This window comes from Sphingobium estronivorans, assembly GCF_008692605.1.
Classification (GTDB): Bacteria; Pseudomonadota; Alphaproteobacteria; order Sphingomonadales; family Sphingomonadaceae; genus Sphingobium; species Sphingobium estronivorans.
In genome coordinates, this window is sequence record NZ_LFCT01000054.1 from 1 (window position 1) to 3,202 (window position 3,202).

Genomic DNA, 3,202 nt, shown 5'->3' on the forward strand with positions numbered 1-3,202 from the left:
GGGCCTTAGCTCAGCTGGGAGAGCGGTTGCTTTGCAAGCATCAGGTCATCGGTTCGATCCCGATAGGCTCCACCAACCATACTCTAGGGATGAAGATAGCGGTTTACCGGCTTTGGCCGGTGATATGGCACGCAATGCGTGCTTCTTTGACATTGTGAATGGGTTTTTTAATCGATGCCGTGGCGACATGGATCGGTTTTCGAGGTCTTCGGGCCAAGGAAGCGGATCGATGATCGTACACACAAGATTATCTGGCTGAGTTAAATCACCACACCAATCAAGCCGATGCAGTGCTACTCCAGTGCTGTCATTGGTGGTGTGGACTCTCAAGCGTGAGGTAAGGGCATCTGGTGAATGCCTTGGCATGTACAGGCGATGAAGGACGTGGCACGCTGCGATAAGCGTGGGGGAGCTGTGAGCAAGCTTTGATCCCGCGATTTCCGAATGGGACAACCCACCTTCACCATTTAATCTCTGGTCTGAGGAAACTCAGGTCTAGCGGTTAAATGGGAGAGGTATCACTAAGCTGAATAAAATAGGCTTTGGTGAAGCGAACCCGGGGAACTGAAACATCTCAGTACCCGGAGGAAAAGACATCAACCGAGATTCCGTTAGTAGTGGCGAGCGAACGCGGACCAGGCCAGTGCCTGGTGCTTAATTAGCAGAACGATCTGGAAAGTTCGGCCATAGCGGGTGACAGCCCCGTATGCGAAAATGAAGCATCAGGACTTGAGTAGGGCGGAGCACGTGAAACTCTGTCTGAACATGGGGGGACCACCCTCCAAGCCTAAATACTCGTACATGACCGATAGTGAACCAGTACCGTGAGGGAAAGGTGAAAAGCACCCCGATGAGGGGAGTGAAACAGTACCTGAAACCGGATGCCTACAAGCAGTGGGAGGGTCCTTGAGACCTGACCGCGTACCTCTTGCATAATGGGTCTGTGACTTAGTGTATCGAGCAAGCTTAAGCCGTTAGGTGTAGGCGCAGCGAAAGCGAGTCTGAATAGGGCGACCATGAGTTCGATGCATTAGACCCGAAACCCGGCGATCTATGCATGACCAGGTTGAAGGTGCGGTAACACGCACTGGAGGACCGAACCGTTTAATGTTGAAAAATTATCGGATGAGTTGTGCTTAGGGGTGAAAGGCCAATCAAGCCGGGAAATAGCTGGTTCTCCGCGAAATCTATTGAGGTAGAGCGTCGGATGATTGCCGTTGGGGGTAGAGCACTGGATGGTTGCGGGGGTCGCGAGATCTACCAATACTAACCAAACTCCGAATACCAACGAGTCTAGTCCGGCAGACAGACGGCGGGTGCTAAGGTCCGTCGTCAAAAGGGAAACAGCCCTAACCTACAGCTAAGGTCCCCAAGTCACGTCTAAGTGGGAAAGCATGTGGGATTTCCAAAACAACCAGGAGGTTGGCTTAGAAGCAGCCATCCTTTAAAGAAAGCGTAACAGCTCACTGGTCTAAATAAGAGATCCTGCGGCGAAGATGTAACGGGGCTCAAGACGTGCACCGAAGCTTAGGGTGTGATCGTTTACGATCACGCGGTAGCGGAGCGTTCCGTAGGCCGTTGAAGCGATCTGGTAATGGGTCGTGGAGGTATCGGAAGTGCGAATGCAGACATGAGTAGCGATTAACAGTGTGAGATGCACTGTCGCCGAAATTCCAAGGGTTCCTGCTTAAAGCTAATCTGAGCAGGGTAAGCCGGCCCCTAAGACGAGCCCGAAGGGGGTAGTCGATGGGAACCACGTTAATATTCGTGGGCCTGGTGGTGTGTGACGGATGGCGTAAATTGTTCGGCCTTATTGGATTGGTCCGGGCAGTGAAGTTGTCCCAGGAAATAGCCCCACCGTATAGACCGTACCCTAAACCGACACAGGTGGAATGGTAGAGTATACCAAGGCGTTTGAGAGAAGTATCCTGAAGGAACTCGGCAAATTGCCTCCGTACCTTCGGAAGAAGGAGGCCCCACATCAAGGCAACTTTTTGTGGGGGGCACAGGCCAGGGGGTAGCGACTGTTTAGCAAAAACACAGGGCTCTGCTAAGTCGGCTTCAAGACGACGTATAGGGCCTGACGCCTGCCCGGTGCCTGAAGGTTAAGAGGAGGAGTGCAAGCTCTGAATTGAAGCCCAGGTAAACGGCGGCCGTAACTATAACGGTCCTAAGGTAGCGAAATTCCTTGTCGGGTAAGTTCCGACCTGCACGAATGGCGTAACGACTTCCCCACTGTCTCCAGGATATGCTCAGCGAAATTGAATTCTCCGTGAAGATGCGGAGTACCCGCGGTTAGACGGAAAGACCCCGTGCACCTTTACTGCAGCTTCAGAGTGGCATTAGGAAAGAACTGTGTAGCATAGGTGGGAGGCTTTGAAGCGATGACGCCAGTTGTCGTGGAGCCATAGGTGAAATACCACCCTGTTGTTTTCTGATGTCTAACCTCGCACCGTTATCCGGTGCAGGGACCCTCTGTGGCGGGTAGTTTGACTGGGGCGGTCGCCTCCTAAAGAGTAACGGAGGCGCGCGATGGTGGGCTCAGGACGGTTGGAAACCGTCTGTTAGAGTGCAATGGCATAAGCCCGCCTGACTGCGAGACTGACAAGTCGAGCAGAGACGAAAGTCGGTCATAGTGATCCGGTGGTCCCTCGTGGAAGGGCCATCGCTCAACGGATAAAAGGTACGCCGGGGATAACAGGCTGATGATTCCCAAGAGCTCATATCGACGGAATCGTTTGGCACCTCGATGTCGGCTCATCACATCCTGGGGCTGGAGCAGGTCCCAAGGGTTTGGCTGTTCGCCAATTAAAGTGGTACGTGAGCTGGGTTCAGAACGTCGCGAGACAGTTTGGTCCCTATCTGCCGTGGGCGTCGAAATTTGAGAGGAGTTGACCCTAGTACGAGAGGACCGGGTTGAACATACCTCTGGTGTACCTGTCGTCCTGCCAAGGGCGCAGCAGGGTAGCTATGTATGGACGGGATAACCGCTGAAAGCATCTAAGCGGGAAGCCTCCCTCAAGATAAGATTTCTTCGAGCGGTCGTAGACCACGACCTTGATAGGCCGGATGTAGAAGTGTGGTAACATATGGAGCTAACCGGTCCTAATTGCTCTGATCGCGCCTGAGAGTCCCACCATCAATGACAACACTGGATACATTCCAGCGTCGGCGATGTGGTGATCCACTCAAGCCAGATACC

1 rRNA gene is annotated in these 3,202 nt (G+C 53.2%); it reads left to right on the plus strand.

The annotated features are described in order from the left end of the window. The first annotated feature begins 327 nt into the window (after positions 1-327). Positions 328-3,129 (plus strand): 23S ribosomal RNA (locus F7P65_RS21735). Positions 3,130-3,202: the final 73 nt, after the last annotated feature.